Genomic DNA, 17370 nt, shown 5'->3' with positions numbered 1-17370 from the left:
GGAGTATCGGGATATGTGCGGACGATATGCGACCACGACAGACCCCGGCCGGCTCGCGGTCGAGCTGGATGCGATCGATGAAACCGAAAGCACGACGGGCACTTTCACCAACTACAACGTCGCGCCGACGACGCAGATCCTCACCGTGGTGGAGCGGCACGAGCACGGACACAAGGACGACGAGCCCAAGCTGCGGCTGCGACGGATGCGCTGGGGCCTGATCCCGTTGTGGACCAAGGCCGCCGAGCCCGGCGTTCCGGTGAAGGGCAAGCCGCTGTTCAACGCCCGCGCCGATAAGGCCGCGACCACCCCCTCGTTCCGGGACGCGGTGAAATACCGGCGCTGCCTGGTCCCGATGGACGGCTGGTACGAGTGGGTCGTCGAGTCGGACCCCGGCGCCAAGGGCAAGGCGGTCAAGCAGCCTTTCTTCATGGCACCGGCCGACGGCTCCCGGCTGTACATGGCCGGATTGTGGTCGGTGTGGCGGGACAAGTCCCTGGAAGAGAGCGAGCCGCTGCTGTCCTGCACCATCCTGACCACCGACGCGGTCGGCGACCTGACCCGCATCCACGACCGCATGCCGCTGCCCATGCCGCAGGAGCACTGGGACGCGTGGCTGGACCCGGACCACCCGGCGCCGGCCGAACTGCTGGCGACGCCGAGCGAGGCTTCGATCGCGGGGATCGTAGCGCGGCCGGTGCCGTCGCTGGTCAACAGCGTGAAGAACAACGGGCCGGAACTGCTCGAGCGGCTGTCGGCCGACGAAGAAGCCGGGCAGATCAGTTTGCTCTGATCGCCCAGCTCCGCACGCTCACTTACCTCAGAGCGAACACTTCACGGCCGGGCTCGCGATATTGAGCCCGCACTTGACGATGCCGGTGGCCAGGTCGATGATCTGGGTGGTCACCGTGCCGCCGAGCTTCTCGGCCTTTTTCCCCCGCTCGTCCGGCTTGGTCGCGTTTGGTGTGCTCGGGGCGTCGTCGGCGCCCAGGCCGTCGAACGGGAAGTCCACCTGGGTCGGCGCGGCGACGGCGGTCGGGGCCGCTAGCGCGAGCGCGCCGACGGCCAAGGCGAAGGTTCCGAGCAGGGCGACGATCACGGTGCGGACACGCTGGTGCGCGGGCATTTCGCATCACATCCTCGAGTCGGACGAATCTGGCGTGTCCATTGACGCACAGATTGTGTCGAATCAAGTGAATTAACCGGTCCTCACTGTGGCGGTCACCGCCGAGGTCAGCCGGATCAGATCGGCGGGCGCCAGCTCGATCTCCAGCCCGCGTCGTCCGGCGCTGCACAGGATGCGATCCCAGCTCAGCGCCGAATCGTCCACGACGGTCGCCAACAGCTTGCGCTGACCGAGCGGGGAGATGCCGCCGAGCACGTAACCGGTCGTCCGTTCGGCCTTCGCCTTGTCGGCCATGCTGGCCTTCGCCACACCGAGCGCGGCCGCAGCGGCCTTGAGCGACAACGTATTCGGCACCGGCAGCACCGCGACGGCGAGCGAGCCGTTCGCCAATTCGAGCACCAGCGTCTTGAAGACCTGCGCCGCCGTCACACCCAGTTCCACGGCCAGCGCGTCGACCGCCTCGGTGCCGTAGGAATCGGCGCGCGGATCGTGCTTGTAGGCGTGCACCCGATGAGCAATCTCGGCCTGGGTCAGCGTCCGGATCGCCGGTGTCGAGGCTCCTGCCATGGCGGAAACCTTAACGACGAGACCCGCCCGATCCGCAACGGGTTTTCGGGTGCTGGCGTTTCGCTGCGGGAACACAGGACGTGTCCCGCATGTTGGAAGCGAGTACAGAGCGCTCGGACGGGACGAAAACCCGGCCGTCGCCACTGATCAGCCCCGTAAATGACGTGAAGGAGATGTCGGTGCCTGTGCTGCTCGACGAGCGTCCGATCTGGACGAAGGCGTCACCGACGGAAGCCGGATTCCCCTACGCATTGCCAGTGCCGGTAGATTTGGCAGGTACGGCGATCGAAGGGACAGGTGTGACGAGCGACCATGCGGCGCGAGCGACGGGCCCGGAGGCGGCAGCGGAGCGTGACCACGCAGAGACCCGTGAGGGCCGCGAAGCAAGCACTGACGTGGTGACAGACGGTGCCGCGGTGGACGAAACCGAGCTGGCCCAGCGGTTCGAGCGGGACGCGCTCCCGCTGCTCGACCAGCTCTACGGTGCCGCGCTGCGGATGACCAGGAACCCGGCCGACGCCGAGGACCTGGTGCAGGAGACCTACGTCAAGGCGTTCCAGGGGTTCAAGTCCTTCAAAGAAGGCACCAACCTGCGCGCGTGGCTGTACCGGATCCTGACCAACACCTACATCAACTCCTACCGCAAGAAGCAGCGCCAGCCCGCGCAATACCCGACCGACGAGATCACCGACTGGCAGCTCGCCGCTACCGCCGAGCACACCTCGCAGGGTCTGCGCTCAGCCGAGGTCGAGGCGCTGGACGCCCTCCCCGACGACGACATCAAGGCCGCGCTGCAGGAGCTGCCGGAGGAATTCCGGATGGCCGTGTACTACGCGGATGTCGAAGGTTTCCCATATAAGGAAATCGCCGACATCATGGGCACTCCCATCGGTACCGTGATGTCCCGGCTGCACCGTGGTCGCAAGCAGCTCAAGGGTTTGCTCGCCGATGTGGCGCGCGAACGTGGATTCAACCGTTCGGGGGAACGCCAGGAGGTCAAGCAGTGAACACCGAGCGGGACCCGGACATGGATCTCGACTGCACCGCGGTACTCACCGATATCTGGCTGATGCTCGATGGTGAGTGCAATGAGGAGACCCGTGCTCGGTTGCAGCACCACATCGATCATTGCTCGCCCTGCATCGAGGCTTACGGCGTCGAGGAGAAGATCAAGGGTCTGCTCAGCCGCAAGTGCGGCGGCGACCGCGCGCCGGACGCGCTGCGCGAGCGACTGACCTTCGAGATTCGCCGGACGGTGACCGTGGTGGAGACCAAGATCGACTCCGCCGACTCCTAGGTCACCCTCGCAAACACCAGCGGCACGCCTTCCTTATGGAAGTGCGTGCCGCTCTGCGTTTTTCGGCCGAGCTCTCACTCAGGCGTTTGGCCGCTTGCCGTGGTTGGCCGCGTTGCCCTTGCGACTACGCTTCTTACGTCCGCGCTTACCCATGAGTAGTCTCCCTTCTGATTGAAGGCCATTCTTTCACGTGTGGTTGGCTATACCTTCAGCGGATGCAGGCCGTGCGGCTCGGCCGCGCGGACTCGCCGAGTGACCTGCGGCGAACCAACCGAACGAATGAGGTGTCAGATGGCTGAGGAAGTGCTCGCCGAGCTGGTGTCGGTCGTCTACCAGGTCGTGGCCAAAGAGGGCGATACGGTCAAAGAGGGCGACACCCTGGTGATCCTCGAGTCGATGAAGATGGAGATCCCGGTGCTCGCCGAGGTCGGCGGCACTGTGACCTCGATCGGCGTCAAAGAGGGCGATGCCATCAAAGCCGGTCACCTGATCGCAGTCATCTCCTAGAGCGATAGCGGTAGATCTACATGGCCACGCTGAGTGAACTGTTAGCCGAACACACCGACCTACCCGGCGTCGCCGTGGACCATCTGCAGCGCGTGGTGGGTGATTGGCAGCTGCTTGCCGATCTGTCCTTCGCCGATCTGCAGCTCTGGGTCGGCGCGGGACCGATCGCGGCGGGTGCCGACATCGTGTGTGTCGCGCAGTGCCGTCCGACCACGGCGTCCACCGTGCACCACGAGGACTTGGTCGGCACCCTTGCCTTGCAAGCCGATCATCCGCAGGTGTTCGAGGCGTTGATGTCCGGCAAGATCGTGCGCGCCGATCGTGATGTGGAGACCGCGGGCGTCTATCACCCGACACCGGTGCATGCGATCCGCGAGGCCATCCCGGTGCGCTGCGGTGACGATGTCATCGCGGTGCTCAGCCGCGACACCGACGTGCAGCGCTCCCGGGTGCGCAGCACGCTCGAAATCGCCTATGTCGCTTGCGCCGACGACCTGTGCCAGATGATCGCCGACGGCACCTTCCCGACCACCGAGGATCGCGCGGCCACCCATTCCAGCCCGCGCGCCGGTGACGGTTTCATCCGCCTCGATACCGAGGGCATCGTCGTCTACGCCAGCCCGAATGCGTTGTCCGCCTATCACCGGATGGGTCTGCAGGCCGATCTCGCCGGTCAGGATCTCGCGGTGCTGACCCGCTCGCTGATCACCGATCCGTTCGACGCCCAAGAGGTGGTCGGCGACATCCAGGCCGCGTTGGCCGGGCGCACCGGCCGCCGGATGGAGGTGGAGGCGCGCGGCGCGACCGTGCTGCTGCGCACCCTTGTGCTGCGCCCGCACGGCGAATTGGCCGGTGCCGCAGTACTTGTGCGCGATGTCACAGAGGTCAAACGGCGAGACCGGGCGCTGCTCAGCAAGGACGCCACCATCCGGGAGATCCATCACCGGGTGAAGAACAACCTGCAGACCGTCGCCGCGCTGCTGCGGCTGCAGGCGCGGCGCACCGAGAACGAGGAGGCGCAGGTCGCGCTCACCGAGTCGGTGCGCAGGGTCACCTCGATCGCGTCGGTGCACGAGATGCTGTCGATGTCGGTGGACGAAGAGGTCGATCTCGATGAGGTGGTGGATCGGCTGCTGCCGATCATGGCCGACGTGGCCACCGTGCACACCGCACGGATCAAGGTGCGTCGCGCGGGTTCGCTCGGTGTGTTCTCCGCCGAACGCGCGACGCCGCTGGTGATGGTGCTCACCGAACTGGTGCAGAACGCGATCGAGCACGCCTTCGATTCCGGCGAGAACGGCACGGTGACAATCCGTTCCGAGCGTTCGGCGCGCTGGCTCGACGTGATCATCAGCGATGACGGCCGCGGCCTGCCCGCCGGTTTCAGCCTGGAATCCTCCGACCGCCTCGGCCTGCAAATCGTGCGCACGCTGGTGACGGCGGAACTCGGTGGTTCGATCGGGCTGCACCCGGGCGCAGACATCGGAACCGATGCGGTACTGCGGGTTCCGTTGGGCCGACGTTCGGGCCGTTAGTGGTTCGGCTCAGTTCGGCTATTTCGAGAGGTTCGACCAGCTCGGTGTTTGTCTTAGTCCGTTGCTATGGGTTCTTTGTCTTCAGCGGGAGCCCTCCCGGGCAGGGGCGACCTGGTCAGTCGTTTCGTTATATGCGTTGTCGCACAAGAGAGCCCGGCACCTTGGGGGTGCCGGGCTTAAATGCGTTTACCGGACCGGGGGGCTGAATGGTCCGGTAAATCCGATCGTCTGCTAGACGACGGTGCGGGTGCGCGTGCGTGCGTTGCGACGCTTGAGCGCCCGGCGCTCGTCTTCACTCATACCGCCCCACACGCCGGCATCCTGTCCGGACTTCAGGGCCCAGGACAGGCAGTCAGCGGTAACGGGGCAGCGAGCGCAGACCAGCTTGGCATCGGCAATCTGCGCGAGCGCAGGACCACTGTTACCCACCGGGAAAAACAGTTCGGGGTCCTCGTCGCGACAGATGGCCTTGTGGCGCCAGTCCATTCCTCTGCTCCTTTGCTGGGCGCCGCAAATGGCGCCGACGGTTTGTGGATCGTTCACTTGTGCGACTCGAATGTTTCCGCACGGTTGCTTGTGAATGCTTTCACGAACACCGTAGATGTCAATAGGTATCTGGTGCACCGTGGGGAAGCTCACGCTCTATCGGCCCCCGTTAGGGGAACCTGCCCGGTCCTTTGTACTCGCTCTACCCAGTTTTCGCAGCACTACCACGATGTTTTTCGTGCGTTTCCTGCATCACTCTGGTCGCGGCGCCACGACATCCAAGACGGCGGGCACGGCCGTGAAATCCACCACGTTGCGCTTCCCGATAAAGTCGCCATCGATTTGCAGACCGATGGGTTCCTTCGTCTCGATGCGCACGGACGGAACGTTGTCTTCGCGAAACAAATTGCGAGACTTGGGGTTTCCGTCGACTGCCAAGAGCTGTCTGGCAAGCAGCAGTGTAGGCAGTACCGCCATGGAACGCACGGCAAACACGCCGAGACCATCTTCGAACCTGGTGCCCGGATTGGTGTGCACCGGCGTGGTGTTGAGGTAGGTCCAGGGTGTCGTGTTCGTTACGAAGGCGTAATGCACGTCAGTGACCGGTTCGTGCCCCGGGACCTCGATTCGGACACTCGGCTCGTTGCGCTTGGCCCGGAAGAACTGTCGTACGGTTGTTCGAAGGTAGCGGGCAGGTGTGGCGGTCTTCCCGTCGGCGCGGCTCTCGTCGATCGCCTCGCACACGTCGGCGTCCAGGCCGACGCCCGCGCTGAAGCAGAACCAGCGGTCATCGGCCAGGCCGAGCCCGATCCGGCGGTCCCGGTCCAGCGTCAGCAGATCGATGAGCTGGTTGGTAGCGGTCACCGGGTCCGGGGAGATGCCGAGCGCCCGCGCGAACACGTTCGCCGAGCCGCCGGGGATCACGCCGAGCCGGGGCAGCCAGGCCTGCCCGTCGTTGAGCTCGGGCAACGGCAGGAAGCCGTTGATGGTCTCGTTGACCGTCCCGTCGCCGCCGTGCACGACGATCAGATCCATCTCGTTGGTGGCCGCCCACTGCGCCAATTCAGCGGCGTGGCCGCGATGCTGGGTGTGCGCGACGGTCAGCTGGGTGCGGCTCTCCAGGGCGTGCGCCAGCAGGTCCCGAGTCGCCGGAGTGGTCGAGGTGGCATTCGGATTCACGATCAGCAGCGTCCGCACGTCCCGCAGCCTAATCGCCGCCGCATCCGGTCCGAAAAGCCGCTGAACCGCAACGGTCGCGGCGACGACGACTACGGCGGGTCGTAGGCTTGCCGGGTGGCTGAACGTAAGGGTGACGTTTCCGGTGGCGCGCCGAGGACGGTGCGTGGTGCGGGTGGGCTGGTGACGCTCGAGGGCGCCGTCGCCGTGATCGTCGCGCTGGTGTTGATCGTGCGCGGGCTGCTCGGCCACGATCAGTCCAAGGCCAGCGGGTACGGCACGGCGGCCTGGTTCGCCATCCTCGGTGGTGCGGTGCTCGCGGCGGGTATCGGGCTGCTGTTCGGAAAGCGCTGGGGGCGCGCGATCGCCGTGATCGCCCAGTTGCTGCTGCTGCCGGTCACCTGGTCGTTGCTCACCGACTCGCATCAGCCGGTCTACGGCAGCCTGCTCGGTGTCGTCGTGGTCGCCACCCTGGTGCTGCTGTTCGCGCCGGCGTCCACCCGGTGGATGGCCGACGACTACGCCATCGAGCCGGAGAAATCCTGATCAACGGGGCTTGACCGCCATGCGGCTTATTCGGCTACGGCGGCGCGCAGCGCGGTGCGGCAGAGGGAGTCGGCGCGGCGGGTGGTCTCGGGGAGCCGGTAGCGCGGCGTGAGGGCGAGCACCTGGGCGCATGCGGTGTCGAGGTCGATGCGGTGGCCGATCGAGACGAAGACGGGTTTCACGCCGGTGCTGGTGCGCAGGGCACGGCCGACCACCTCGCCGTCGATGGTGAGATCGGTGCGCGCGCCGCGCTCGGGGCCGGGTTCGCGGTAGTCGCCCCAGACGGATTTGGCGACGCCGATCGTCGGTATGCCGGTGAGCACGCCGATGTGACAGGCGAAGCCGAAGCGCCGTGGATGCGCCAAACCCTGTGCGTCACAGACCAGCAGGTCGGGCGCGGTACCGAGTTGCGCCAATACCCGCATGGTCGTGGGTAATTCGCGGAATGCGAGCAGGCCGGGATGGTACGGGAATTCCGTAGTGCCATGTGCGACAGCCGAATCGACGGTTTCCATGGTGGTCGCGTCGAGCACGACGACGGCCGCGGCGACGGCGCCGGTGTCGGCGTAGGCGCAGTCGAGTCCGGCGATGGTGCGGAATTCCCGTGTCGGCCCGGTTGTTTCGACCATCGGTCGAAGTTCGTCCTGGATCGCCATGGCTCGGTCCGGGGTGGTCGGCCAGGAGTCTTCGTCGATAGGTGCGAGCCAAGTCATCGTCGGTAAGTTACTGCGCTTCCTTCGCCAGCTTGCCGAGCGGCTCGCCGGTGAGGCGGTAGCCGACCCACTCGTCTTGCGCTGCGGCACCGAGGGATTCGTAGAAATCGATCGACGGCTTGTTCCAGGTGAGTACGGCCCAGTCGAGCCTGCGGTAGCCGTTGTCGACGGCCTCCTTGGCCAGGGTGGCGAGCAGCGCCTTGCCGTAGCCCTTGCCGCGCGTTTCCGGCTTGACGTAGAGGTCCTCCAGGTAGATGCCGTGCACGCCGTTCCAGGTGGAGAAGTTGAGGAACCAGATCGCGCAGCCGACCAGCTCGCCGTCCTCCTCGACCACGTGCGCGAAGACCTTCGGCTCCGGCCCGAACAGCGCGGTGTCCAGCTGTGCCGTGGTGACCGTGCACTGGTCGCCGGCCTTCTCGTATTCGGCGAGGTCGTGGACGAGGCCGACCAGGCCGGGCACGTCGGCGGGGACGGCGCGGCGTAGTTCTGCAGTCACAGTGTTACTCCATCAGCGGTGGGAACCAGGTTGTGCGACAAGATGGTTCGCACGTTGTGTTCATAGCTGAGCACGGTCAGCGCGCCGGTCGACATGGCGAACCGGCGGCCCTCCCGCACGTCGAATTCCGCCCAGCGGGCGATCAATGCCCGGGAGAAGTGTCCGTGCCCGACGAGCACGATATCCCGTTCGGGTAGTCGCGGTTCGACCGCGGCGAGCACTCGATCGGCTCTGGCCTGTACCGCCTCGGCGGACTCGCCGCCCGGCACGTCGCCGGTCCAGATGGTCCAGCCCGGTGCCGTCTCGCGGATCTCGGCGGTGGTCAGGCCCTCGTAGTCGCCGTAGTCCCATTCGGCCAGGTCGTCGTCGACGGTGGTGACGGTGAGTCCGGCCAGTTCCGCGGTGTCTACCGCGCGGCGACGTGGGCTGGTGAGGACCAGCGGATCCCGCAGCTTCAGCGTGGTCAGCAACGGGCCTGCGGCCCTGGCCTGGACCTCGCCGAGCTCGGTGAGCGGCAGGTCCGTGCGGCCGGTGTGCTTGCGCTGGGTGGACCAGGTGGTCTCGCCGTGTCGCAGCAGCACTAGTCGGGCATCGTCGAGTTCGGACATGGATCCATCATTGTGCACGCGCGGCGAGCCGTACCGTCCGGCCGGTGTTACCGCCGGTCAGCTCGGCTTTTCCAGGATCAGCAGCACCAGCGGCGGTAGGCTGCTCGACCTTGGACCGGTAGTCCGCGAGCAGCGGGGTGGTCAGCCGAGGGCGTAGAGCTCGGTACCGCGCTGCTCGAGGATGGTGGTGCCGAGCACCGCGAGCGAGATGGGCGCGCCGGTGTAGCCGGGGCGGTCCACCGGGATGCGGCCGACCTCGGCGCCGGAGGCGGGATCGAGGGCGGCGATGGCACCCTGGGTCGGCATGAGCAGCCGGCCCGCCATCATGCTCGGCGAACCGAGCGCGTTGGCCGCGGTCCAGATCGGGTCGAAGGTGCTGCCGTTCAACGCGATAACGCTGTTGCCGGTGAAAACCAGGTAGGCCGAACCGATTCGGGTGGTCGCCGTCTTGTCGCTGAGCGGTGCCGAAAGCTGGTGCACCACAATCGGATTACCGGTCGCGTCGTAGACGGCCAGTCGCGGTGCCGCCGCTTCCACGCCCGCGGCGGCCGGGCCACCGGGCAGATAGAGCACGATCCTGCTGTCCGACACCGCGAGTACCCGTGCGTCAGGGGAATCCGCGCCCGCGCCGGTCAAGATATGCGAACCGAACTCCTCGGGCACCGTGTTGTCCTTCGGTGCGGGATTCAGCATGGTCAGCCGGTCGGCCGGATCGTCAGGGCAGCGCTCGACCACGCCGAGCCGGGACGGGCTCGATCCCGACGACAGCAGCGTGCAGCCTTTGCGCGGTTGGGTTTTCACGTTCACCGGTGCGTCGACGAACCCGTATTCGATGGTGCGCACCAGGTCCGAGCGCCACATCTCCAGCCGCTTCGGGCCCTGCGCGAGCACATAGGTGCCGTCGACCGACAGCCGCACGGACTCGTCCATGTAGCTGCTGCGCGCGGTGCGCCTGGCGCCGCTGTCGCCGGCCAGCAGGGTGGCCTGGCTGCAGCCGCGCTCGTCTCGGTAGACCGCGACCACGGTGCTGAACTGGCCTTCCACCCCGCAGAGCGGCATGTCACGCCGGTAGTGCCACAGGTCCTGGCCGGTGCGCGGATCGTGGCCGGTGACCGTGCCGTCGTCCGCGGTGACCGCGACGCCTGCCGAGGTCAACGCCCGGCTGCTGGCGGAATCGGGCGCGTGCCACAGCTCACGCAGCGAGGCCGGGAGTTGGTCGGCGGCGACCGGAGTCGGCACCGGCGAGCTCGCGGTCACCGACTCGGTGCCGTTCGCATCGCCGCGCACCCACACCACTACCGCCGCGATCACCACGAGTACGGCGATCGCGGCAGCGGAGATGACGTCGGCGCGCGTTCGCCGCTCGGGTGCGAGCACGGTTGCGAGAGTAGCGGATCCGGCCGGTCAGACCGAAGCCGTGGCGGGCTCTACCGCGCTACCACTGTCTTCGGACACGCCTTCACCGGCGGGCTTACGGCGACGGCGCCTGCGACGCGCGGGCTGGTCGCCCGACTCCACGTCACCGATTCCGTTGTCGTTCGAGGCCGCCGCGGCAGCGGTTTCGCCGCCGTTGTCGCCCTCGCCCGCGGGCTTGCGCCGACGGCGCCGACGACGGGCAGGCTGGTCGCCGTTCTCGTCGGCGGGTGCGTCATCGGCCGGGTGCGCGCCGTTGCTGGGCGTCGAGTCCGCGTCGCCGTTGGACGCGGTGCCGTTCTCGTTGGTCTCGTTCTCGTCGATCGGCTGGCCGCGCACGGTGCGCTTGCGGTTGCGCTTGCGCGGGGCCCGCGCCGGGCGCTCCACCACGACCGCGTCCTCATCGCGCTCCGGCTTGGCCTTGCGGACCGTGCCGGTGACGCCCTCGGGGATGCCGAGTTCGGCGAACAGGTGCGGCGAGCGCGAGTAGGTCTCCACCGGCTCGGCGATGCCGAGGCCGAGCGCCTTGTCGATGCCGGCCCAGCGGCCGAGCTCGTCCCAGTCGATCAGCGTGACCGCGATACCGGTGCGCCCGGCCCGGCCGGTGCGCCCGATCCGGTGCACATAGGTCTTCTCGTCCTCGGGGCACTGATAGTTGATGACATGGGTGATGTCGTCGATGTCGATGCCACGCGCCGCGACGTCGGTCGCGACCAGCACGTCGATGCCGCCCTTGCGGAACTTGTTGAGCGCCTTCTCGCGGGCGATCTGACCGAGGTCACCGTGCACGGCACCGACCGAGAAACCACGCTCGGCCAGATCGTCGGCGACCTTCTGCGCGGTGCGCTTGGTCCTGGTGAAGATCATGGTCGCGCCGCGGCCCTCGGCCTGCAGGATCTTGGCGACCAGCTCGCTCTTGTCCAGCGCGTGCGCGCGGTAGACGAACTGCGCGGTGCGCTCGTGGATGGCCGTTTCGTGCGCTTCCTCGGCCCGGATGTGCGTCGGGCGGCTCAGGAACGTGCGGGCCAGGGTGATGATCGGGCCCGGCATGGTCGCCGAGAACAGCATGGTCTGGCGCTTGTCCGGGACCATGGTCAGGATGCGTTCGATGTCGGGTAGGAAGCCGAGGTCGAGCATCTCGTCGGCCTCGTCCAGCACCAGCACGCCGACCTTGCCGAGGATCAGATGGTTCTGATTCGCCAGGTCCAGCAGGCGTCCCGGGGTGCCGACCACGACGTCCACGCCGGTGCGCAGCGCCGCGATCTGCGACTCGTAGGGCCGGCCACCGTAGATGGAGGCCACCTTCAGCGGTCCCTGGTGGTTGGTCAGGTACTTGCTCGCGTTCTCCAGGTCGGAGGTGACCTGGATGCACAGCTCGCGGGTCGGCACGATGACCAGCGCCCGCGGCGTGCCGTCCAGCGGCGTGGTGCCGGTGTCGGCGGTGGCGATGCGATGCAGCAGCGGCACGCCGAAACCGAAGGTCTTACCCATGCCGGTGCGGGCCTGACCGATGAGATCTTCACCGGCGAGCGCCAACGGAAGGGTGAGTTCCTGAATAGCGAAAGTACGTTCGATGCCGATCTCGTCGAGCGCGCGCACGATTTCGTCGCGAACGCCCAATTCGGCAAATGTGGGTGCGGTATGTGTTGCGTCCAGTTCGGCGGTCAACAGCGTCTCCGCGACCCCGGGTTCCTGTTCGACAGTGATCTTGCTCAGGTTCGTGCCTTCCTCGTAATCGCGTCCCGCGCGCACGAGGTGGGGCGGACCGGTCGGCCCGCGACGACCACGTCTCCGCCTGTGATACTCACCCGGCCACGCTCCGGATGTCTTCGGGTGCTGCGGCTAGGCGGCTACCTCGGGAGACATCGGCGCGGCGCACTGGTGATGCGGAGCTGGTGCGCGCACATTTTCCTGAACGACGAAACCTCGGCTCGTAATGCCGATCGGCCGGTACCGCGGGGCGGCACGCGCACAGATCTGGCAACTCCATCGAGCGAAACTTTTCGTTGTCCGGTGCGATTGTAGCGTGATATTGTGCGCGGCTCGAATTGCCGCCGTCGAATATTCGGAAACCGAACTCCGGTATCGCCGCGCTGTTCATCGACGTACGCTGCGCGACATGGCAATTCATCCCGCGCGGCAAATCTGGAAGACTCTCGAGCCACTACATGACGTGGTCTATTTCGGGACCGGTGTCAAGGAGGCAGGAGTCGCGATCGGACTGCGCGGTTACTGGCAAACTTACTTCGCATTTCGGGCGGCGCCGCTCGGCGCGGTGACCCCCGCCACAGTGCAGGCGATCTTCGCCGGTTTCCATCCGGAAATGGTGCGCAAAGCCCTGCCCGGGGCCTGGTCGCGGGCCACCCCCGAGCAATGCCTCGAGGTCAGGCTCGACCTCTCCACCGCGCTGCTGCGTGGTCTCGGCGCGGGTACGGCGGAGTGTGCCCGCGCGGTCTCCCTGCTCGCGCCGGTATTGGACCACGCCGACCCGACCGGCAGGCCGCTCTTCGCGGCGAACGCGGCGCTGCCGCTGGCCGCGGATCCGGTGGGCGCGCTGTGGCAACTGACCACCGCGCTGCGTGAGCATCGCGGCGACGGACACGTGGCCGCGCTGGTCGCGCACGGCCTGACCGGGCGTCAGGCGATGGTCATGCAGGCCGCGGCGGGCAAGGCGACCGAATCGGTGCTGCGCGGGGCGCGGGGGGTGTCCGAAAAGGAGTGGGCGGCGGCGTTCGATGAATTGCGGGCCAGGGGAGTGGTCGAGGGGGAGCCGGTCAGTCCGGCGCTGACCGGCAGCGGTGCCGACCTGCTCGGGCGGGTCGAGGCGAGCACGGACGACGCGGCCTGGAAAGGCGCGCTCGCGGTGCTGTCCGCCGACTCCGTCACCGAGTTGACGAACTCGCTCGCGCCGCTGGCCGACCGGGTGCACGCCGCCATCGTGCCTGCGGCGAATCCCCTCGCGATGGGCAAGCGGTAACCGCAAACCCGACTTGCCTGTTACCGCCGGTACCGAGATGTGAGACATTTTCGGGGTGAATATCGCGGACACCGTCACGACCGCCGCCCGCAACGCGTGGGCCCTGACCTTCGGTTCGGGCGTCGAGGCGCCCGATCCCACCCCGTCCACGGTGCTGTGGGACGAGCCCCATCGCCAGCTGCGCCGTTTCGAGCATCGTGCTGGTGACGCCGAAACAGTCTCGGCCACAACGGATTCCGCAGTGCTGCTGGTGCCGCCGCTGGCCGCGCCCGCCAGCTGCTTCGACCTGCGCCCGGACCAGAGCCTGGCCGGGTTCCTGCTGGAGACCGGCCGCTCGCCGTACGTGATCGACTACGGCGACATCACCTTCGGCGATCGGCGGATGGGCTTCGAGGACTGGATCGACGAGATCCTGCCCGAGGCGGTGCTGCGCACCTCCGCCGATCGCGACGGCAGGCCGATCGATCTGGTCGGCTGGTCGCTCGGCGGCACGCTGGCGTTGCTCACCGCCGCCGCGCATCCCGAGCTGCCGATCCGCTCCGTCACCGCCGTCGGCGCACCGCTGGACTACGACAAGATGACCGGCATCCCGCAGTTGCGCGCGGTTGCCAAATTCACCGGCGGGGTCGGGACCTCGACGCTTATCCGCGCCGCCGGCGGTGTGCCCGCGCCCTTGACCCGGATCGCGTACAAGGTCACCTCCTGGGACCGCGAGCTGACCCGTCCGTGGTTCGTCGCGAGCAATATCACGCGCACCGAGACGCTGGCCCGGATGGAAACCATCGACCGTTTCATGGCCGAGATGCCCGGCTATCCCGGCCGTTTCTACAACCAGCTGTGGGGCAGGCTGATCCTGAACAACGACATCGGCCGCGGCGTCGTGCGGCTCGGCACGCGGCGTATCGAGTTGGCTCAGGTCAGCGCACCCGTCCTGCTGGTCGGGGGTCCTGCCGACGTGATCACCGCGGCTGCCGCCGTCGAGGCGGGCACCCGGACGCTCACCGGCGCCGCCTCGGTCCGCTACGAAACCGCCCCCGGCAGCCACCTCGGCATCCTCACCGGACCGGAGGCCCGCGACACGACATGGGCCTATCTGGACAAGTTCCTCGGGGAGACCGCCTGAATTCGGACAACTTTCGTTCCCCGGCGGCATGCGAGTTTTCGAGTACTAGGCTGTGCTTATGGGAGCACAATCACCTGCCGCGCCGGGTGTTACGTCGACTGATTCCGTCCTCGCCGACCATCCCGGCGTCATAGATCTGTTCGCGGTGCTCGCCTACGGTGAGATCTCCGCGTTCTACCGGCTGGCCGAGGAGGCCAAGCTGTCGCCGACGCTGCGCGGCAAGGTAGCGGTGGCGAAGATGGCCTCCGCCGAGATGGGCCACTTCAACGCGCTGGAGTCGGCGCTGGCCGAGCGCGGCGTCGATATCTTCGACGCGATGGCGCCGTTCGTGCGCGCGCTGGACGCCTATCACGCGTCCACCGACCCCTCCACCTGGCTCGAGTCGATGGTGAAGTTCTACGTCGGCGACGGCATCGCCGCCGACTTCTACAACGAGATCGCCGGCGCGCTGCCGCCCGAGGTCGCCGAGGTGGTCCGCGACGTGCTCGCCGAGACCAGCCACTCCGAATTCGTCGTCGAGGAGGTGCGGCGCGCGGTCGTGACCAGCCGCTCCGAACGCGACCGGCTCACCCTGTGGGGCAGGCGCCTGCTCGGCGAGGCGATCACCCAGGCGCAGTACGTCATGGCGCAGCGCGACGAGCTGACCGAACTGGTGCTCGGTGCCGCAGGCGATCTCAACGGCATCGCCGCGCTGTTCGAGCGCATGCAGGCCAGCCATGCCGAGCGCATGGTGAAGCTCGGCATCTAGGAGTTATTCGTTGACGGCCGCCGGTCGGACCAGTCGCAGGCCGTGCGTCTGGGCCTGGGCCTGATCGGTGAGCCACACGATGACGCTCTGATCGCGGTCGGCCTCCAGCGTCTCGAACGGGACCTGCACCAAGCCGTGCACCGGATGATCGATGTGCAGCAGGCCGGAGATGCTCGCGCCGACATGATGCGGCTTCCAGCGGGCCGCGAAATCCGGATTGCGGCGCAGCGCGTCGATCGTTTCCAGCAGCGAATCATCGCCCGGCCAACGCAGTTTGGCGCGCGACAGCGCGGCGGCGAACATATCCGCCGCCTCGGACCAGTTCCGCAGCACCTCCCGCGCGTTCGGATCCCGGAACGTGAACCAGGCCAGGTTCGGCTGCCCCTCCGTGTCGAGCAGGCCGAGCGGTGCGACGAAGTCGGCCCAGGCCGCGTTCCAGCCGAGCACATTGAGTCGGCGCCCGACCACGAACGCGGGAGTCGGCTGCAAGGCGCGCAGGATCGACTGGATCGTATCGGCGACCTTCTCTTCGGCGGATTCGCTACCGGGGCAGCGTGATTCGTTGCCGGAGGCGAGCGCGAGCATGCTGAAGTGGTGGCGCTCGTTGCCGCGCAGCAACAGCGCGTCGGCGAGGGCGTCGACCACCGCCACCGAGGGGTTGGTATCGCGGCCCTGCTCGAGCCTGGCCAGATAATCCGCGCTCACCCCCGCGCGGACGGCGACCTCCTCGCGGCGTAACCCCGGCGTCCTGCGGCGCCTGCCCTCCGGCATGCCGACGTCGCCGGGCCGCAGTTCAGCGCGCCGTGCGATGAGGAATTCCGCGAATCCGTTGCGTGCCATGGGTCCCATCGTGCCGTGTCCTAGGAGGCTTAGCCTCGCCCTGTCAGGTCCAGGATAACGGCGGTCTGGTTAACGGACCGTGGTCCGGCAAAGGTGGTTGGTATGACAACTTCTTCCGAATCCACCACGGCCACCCAGTCGCTCAAGCCCGGCGCCTGGACCCTGGACACCGCGCACTCGTCGGTGGCCTTCACCGTTCGCCACCTCGGCATCTCCAAGGTGCGCGGCGGATTCACCCGGTTCGAGACCGAATTCGTGGTCGACGAGTCGGGCGCCGCGACCATCGGCGCGACCATCCACCTCGAGTCGTTCGACACCGGCAACGCCGACCGCGACGCGCACATCCGCACCGCGGACTTCCTCGACGCCGAGAACCGCCCGACGCTCACCTTCCGCGCCACCGGGCCGGTGCAGATCGCGGAGAGCTTCGAGGTCGAGGGGGAGGCCACGCTCGGCGGCATCACCAAGCCGGTCACCCTGGACGTCGAGTGGGGTGGTGTGCAGGAGTTCGGCGCCACCGGCGACAACCACGCCGGATTCTCCGCCACCGGCACCATCAAGCGCACCGACTTCGGTGTCGGCGGCCTGCTGCCCGGCATGCTGAGCGACAAGGTGAACATCGAGCTCGAGATCCAGCTCGTCGAGCCCAAGTAACACCCCATGCTGAGCTGGCCCGCACAACGGTGTGCGGGCCGCTGCTGTGTGTGCGGGCCGTTGCCTTGTTCGCTGAGGGCGCAGGCAGGTGTGTGCCAGCACGGCGTTGCCCTGCACTAGCCTTGGATCGACAGCACAGGACTCTTACGTTCGGAGGTTGGCCGTGGAGGTCAAGATCGGTATTTCGGATAGCCCGCGCGAGCTCTTGATCAACAGCTCGCAGACCCCGGAAGAGGTCGAGGCGCTGGTGTCCGGTGCGCTGAACGGCAGCGGCGGCGTCGTGTCCCTGACCGACGACAAGGGTCGCAAGTTCCTGATCCAGGCCTCGAAGGTCGCCTACGTCGAGATCGGCACCGTGACGAGCGGCCGAGTCGGCTTCGCCACGGTCTAGCCCATCCGCCTCTCCGCGTATTCAGGCCAGATCTAGGTGCGGGGGCGTCGATGTCGGCGGCCGTCGGTGGCCGTGCCAGCCCGTGCCCGATGAGTTACCCACGTGCTCCTGAAATCAGTTGTCACAGTGGGCCTTGAATCTAAAAGCCTCCGGCACCCGACCACTTG

General features: G+C 67.3%; 21 protein-coding genes. 11 read left to right on the top strand and 10 right to left on the bottom strand.

Translation table 11 applies throughout. The features are described from left to right. Positions 1–13: 13 nt before the first annotated feature. Positions 14–793 carry an SOS response-associated peptidase gene (locus ABZ942_RS11385; RefSeq protein ID WP_357380772.1) on the top strand — a complete coding sequence of 260 codons (780 nt, stop codon included), beginning with the start codon at positions 14–16 and terminating at the stop codon, positions 791–793. Between the two features lie 27 nt (positions 794–820). Here the strand turns inward: ABZ942_RS11385 and ABZ942_RS11380 are convergent, their stop codons facing one another. After that, positions 821–1126, bottom strand: coding sequence for a hypothetical protein (locus ABZ942_RS11380; protein WP_357380770.1), 306 nt, complete (start codon positions 1124–1126; stop codon positions 821–823). A gap of 72 nt (positions 1127–1198) precedes the next feature. Continuing rightward, a complete protein-coding gene (gene ybaK, locus ABZ942_RS11375) occupies positions 1199–1693 on the bottom strand; it encodes a Cys-tRNA(Pro) deacylase (RefSeq protein ID WP_357380768.1) in 495 nt (164 codons plus the stop codon). Positions 1694–1866: 173 nt separating this feature from the next. Between ybaK and ABZ942_RS11370 the strand changes: the two genes are divergently transcribed. The 4 genes from ABZ942_RS11370 to ABZ942_RS11355 all read left to right on the top strand — a co-directional run bounded on the left by ABZ942_RS11370 (position 1867) and on the right by ABZ942_RS11355 (position 5032). Further along, positions 1867–2700, top strand: a complete 834-nt coding sequence (locus tag ABZ942_RS11370) for a sigma-70 family RNA polymerase sigma factor (RefSeq protein ID WP_357380766.1) — start codon at positions 1867–1869, stop codon at positions 2698–2700. 20 nt (positions 2701–2720) lie between these two features. Then, a complete protein-coding gene (gene rsrA / locus ABZ942_RS11365) occupies positions 2721–2990 on the top strand; it encodes a mycothiol system anti-sigma-R factor (RefSeq protein WP_357381856.1) in 270 nt (89 codons plus the stop codon). 291 nt (positions 2991–3281) lie between these two features. Next, complete coding sequence (locus tag ABZ942_RS11360) at positions 3282–3497, top strand: biotin/lipoyl-binding carrier protein (RefSeq protein WP_357380764.1); 216 nt, start codon at positions 3282–3284, stop codon at positions 3495–3497. Between the two features lie 20 nt (positions 3498–3517). Beyond that, positions 3518–5032, top strand: coding sequence for a histidine kinase N-terminal domain-containing protein (locus ABZ942_RS11355; protein ID WP_357380762.1), 1515 nt, complete (start codon positions 3518–3520; stop codon positions 5030–5032). Positions 5033–5263: 231 nt separating this feature from the next. Here the strand turns inward: ABZ942_RS11355 and ABZ942_RS11350 are convergent, their stop codons facing one another. Together ABZ942_RS11350 and ABZ942_RS11345 are read right to left on the bottom strand one after the other, a co-directional pair. Beyond that, positions 5264–5518 (bottom strand): WhiB family transcriptional regulator, encoded by a 255-nt coding sequence (locus ABZ942_RS11350; protein ID WP_011211115.1) that lies wholly within the window; start codon positions 5516–5518, stop codon positions 5264–5266. Between the two features lie 252 nt (positions 5519–5770). Further along, positions 5771–6715, bottom strand: coding sequence for a diacylglycerol kinase family protein (locus ABZ942_RS11345; RefSeq protein WP_357380760.1), 945 nt, complete (start codon positions 6713–6715; stop codon positions 5771–5773). Positions 6716–6811: 96 nt separating this feature from the next. Here ABZ942_RS11345 and ABZ942_RS11340 point away from each other — a divergent pair, with 96 nt between their 5' ends. Then, positions 6812–7240: a hypothetical protein gene (locus ABZ942_RS11340; RefSeq protein ID WP_357380758.1), complete on the top strand. Its 429-nt coding sequence runs from the start codon at positions 6812–6814 to the stop codon at positions 7238–7240. Positions 7241–7266: 26 nt separating this feature from the next. On the opposite strand, the gene ABZ942_RS11335 is transcribed toward ABZ942_RS11340, so the two are convergent. From ABZ942_RS11335 to ABZ942_RS11315, 5 genes are all read right to left on the bottom strand, one after another. Beyond that, positions 7267–7953 (bottom strand): endonuclease V, encoded by a 687-nt coding sequence (locus ABZ942_RS11335; RefSeq protein ID WP_357380756.1) that lies wholly within the window; start codon positions 7951–7953, stop codon positions 7267–7269. A 10-nt stretch (positions 7954–7963) separates the two neighbouring features. After that, positions 7964–8449 (bottom strand): GNAT family N-acetyltransferase, encoded by a 486-nt coding sequence (locus tag ABZ942_RS11330; protein ID WP_357380754.1) that lies wholly within the window; start codon positions 8447–8449, stop codon positions 7964–7966. Next, positions 8446–9057: an acid phosphatase gene (locus ABZ942_RS11325; RefSeq protein ID WP_357380752.1), complete on the bottom strand. Its 612-nt coding sequence runs from the start codon at positions 9055–9057 to the stop codon at positions 8446–8448. The genes ABZ942_RS11330 and ABZ942_RS11325 overlap by 4 nt, the downstream gene beginning before the upstream one ends. A 141-nt stretch (positions 9058–9198) precedes the next feature. Further along, entirely contained in the window at positions 9199–10434 is a 1236-nt protein-coding gene (locus ABZ942_RS11320; protein ID WP_357380750.1) for a PQQ-binding-like beta-propeller repeat protein, read from the bottom strand. Between the two features lie 27 nt (positions 10435–10461). Then, positions 10462–12222, bottom strand: a complete 1761-nt coding sequence (locus ABZ942_RS11315; protein WP_357380748.1) for a DEAD/DEAH box helicase — start codon at positions 12220–12222, stop codon at positions 10462–10464. Positions 12223–12589: 367 nt separating this feature from the next. On the opposite strand from ABZ942_RS11315, the gene ABZ942_RS11310 reads away from it, so the two are divergent. From ABZ942_RS11310 to ABZ942_RS11300, 3 genes are read left to right on the top strand one after another with little or no spacing between them, the layout of a single operon-like run. After that, a complete protein-coding gene (locus tag ABZ942_RS11310) occupies positions 12590–13447 on the top strand; it encodes a hypothetical protein (protein ID WP_357380746.1) in 858 nt (285 codons plus the stop codon). Positions 13448–13502: 55 nt separating this feature from the next. Further along, the gene (locus ABZ942_RS11305) at positions 13503–14570 is read left to right on the top strand and encodes an alpha/beta fold hydrolase (RefSeq protein ID WP_357380744.1); all 1068 of its coding nucleotides are present in this window, start codon (positions 13503–13505) and stop codon (positions 14568–14570) included. A 58-nt stretch (positions 14571–14628) separates the two neighbouring features. Further along, complete coding sequence (locus tag ABZ942_RS11300) at positions 14629–15318, top strand: ferritin-like fold-containing protein (protein ID WP_357380742.1); 690 nt, start codon at positions 14629–14631, stop codon at positions 15316–15318. A 3-nt stretch (positions 15319–15321) separates the two neighbouring features. On the opposite strand, the gene ABZ942_RS11295 is transcribed toward ABZ942_RS11300, so the two are convergent. After that, positions 15322–16158, bottom strand: a complete 837-nt coding sequence (locus tag ABZ942_RS11295) for a helix-turn-helix transcriptional regulator (protein ID WP_357380740.1) — start codon at positions 16156–16158, stop codon at positions 15322–15324. Positions 16159–16260: 102 nt separating this feature from the next. Here ABZ942_RS11295 and ABZ942_RS11290 point away from each other — a divergent pair, with 102 nt between their 5' ends. Beyond that, positions 16261–16812, top strand: a complete 552-nt coding sequence (locus ABZ942_RS11290) for a YceI family protein (protein ID WP_357380738.1) — start codon at positions 16261–16263, stop codon at positions 16810–16812. Positions 16813–16975: 163 nt separating this feature from the next. Next, the gene (locus tag ABZ942_RS11285) at positions 16976–17203 is read left to right on the top strand and encodes a DUF3107 domain-containing protein (RefSeq protein WP_040738278.1); all 228 of its coding nucleotides are present in this window, start codon (positions 16976–16978) and stop codon (positions 17201–17203) included. Positions 17204–17370: the final 167 nt, after the last annotated feature.

The organism is Nocardia sp. NPDC046473, assembly GCF_040645995.1.
Taxonomy (GTDB): Bacteria; Actinomycetota; Actinomycetes; order Mycobacteriales; family Mycobacteriaceae; genus Nocardia.
The sequence above is the reverse complement of the archived record's forward strand: the minus strand, read 5'-3'. Positions and strand labels throughout refer to the sequence as shown.

Excerpts from the sequence above, each read along its gene's own strand:
- ABZ942_RS11300 (WP_357380742.1), top strand. The coding sequence starts at position 14,629 with ATGGGAGCACAATCACCTGCCGCGCCGGGTGTTACGTCGACTGATTCC.
- ABZ942_RS11325 (WP_357380752.1), bottom strand. The coding sequence starts at position 9,057 with ATGTCCGAACTCGACGATGCCCGACTAGTGCTGCTGCGACACGGCGAG.
- ABZ942_RS11360 (WP_357380764.1), top strand. The coding sequence starts at position 3,282 with ATGGCTGAGGAAGTGCTCGCCGAGCTGGTGTCGGTCGTCTACCAGGTC.
- rsrA (WP_357381856.1), top strand. The coding sequence starts at position 2,721 with ATGGATCTCGACTGCACCGCGGTACTCACCGATATCTGGCTGATGCTC.
- ABZ942_RS11385 (WP_357380772.1), top strand. The coding sequence starts at position 14 with ATGTGCGGACGATATGCGACCACGACAGACCCCGGCCGGCTCGCGGTC.
- ybaK (WP_357380768.1), bottom strand. The coding sequence starts at position 1,693 with ATGGCAGGAGCCTCGACACCGGCGATCCGGACGCTGACCCAGGCCGAG.
- ABZ942_RS11335 (WP_357380756.1), bottom strand. The coding sequence starts at position 7,953 with ATGACTTGGCTCGCACCTATCGACGAAGACTCCTGGCCGACCACCCCG.
- ABZ942_RS11350 (WP_011211115.1), bottom strand. The coding sequence starts at position 5,518 with ATGGACTGGCGCCACAAGGCCATCTGTCGCGACGAGGACCCCGAACTG.
- ABZ942_RS11370 (WP_357380766.1), top strand. The coding sequence starts at position 1,867 with ATGTCGGTGCCTGTGCTGCTCGACGAGCGTCCGATCTGGACGAAGGCG.
- ABZ942_RS11355 (WP_357380762.1), top strand. The coding sequence starts at position 3,518 with ATGGCCACGCTGAGTGAACTGTTAGCCGAACACACCGACCTACCCGGC.
- ABZ942_RS11310 (WP_357380746.1), top strand. The coding sequence starts at position 12,590 with ATGGCAATTCATCCCGCGCGGCAAATCTGGAAGACTCTCGAGCCACTA.
- ABZ942_RS11380 (WP_357380770.1), bottom strand. The coding sequence starts at position 1,126 with ATGCCCGCGCACCAGCGTGTCCGCACCGTGATCGTCGCCCTGCTCGGA.
- ABZ942_RS11290 (WP_357380738.1), top strand. The coding sequence starts at position 16,261 with ATGACAACTTCTTCCGAATCCACCACGGCCACCCAGTCGCTCAAGCCC.
- ABZ942_RS11295 (WP_357380740.1), bottom strand. The coding sequence starts at position 16,158 with ATGGCACGCAACGGATTCGCGGAATTCCTCATCGCACGGCGCGCTGAA.